Origin of the sequence: Haloarcula amylolytica JCM 13557 (assembly GCF_000336615.1) — an archaeon.
Classification (GTDB): domain Archaea; phylum Halobacteriota; class Halobacteria; order Halobacteriales; family Haloarculaceae; genus Haloarcula; species Haloarcula amylolytica.
On the sequence record NZ_AOLW01000055.1, the window covers coordinates 1 to 273 of the forward strand.

Annotated in this window: 1 pseudogene; it reads left to right on the forward strand. The window is 52.0% G+C overall.

The window, feature by feature from the left end:
* Positions 1-151: pseudogene (locus C442_RS22995) on the forward strand (transcription initiation factor IIB); the annotation flags it as partial.
* Between the last annotated feature and the right edge of the window lie 122 nt (positions 152-273).

A 273-nucleotide genomic window follows, 5' to 3' on the forward strand; every position in this document is an offset into this window, starting at 1 on the left:
ATCAGACGGTGTCGCAGCCGGCGCTCTATATCTCGCTGGTCAGGAGTCAGACATCCGGCTCACACAAGCGACGATCTGCGAGCCACTGGATGTGCATATTACGACGGCCCGGCAGTGGTTCCAAGAGATCGAGGAGAATATTGTTGCGTGAGCGCTCGCGACGGACTATAGCTACTGTCTATGTGTTTTTACAGAAACGGAATTAAATCCGCACCGAATAACCTACACCATCGCTACGCCTTATCCGTCAGCATAGAATTCGTCGAAAAGGTC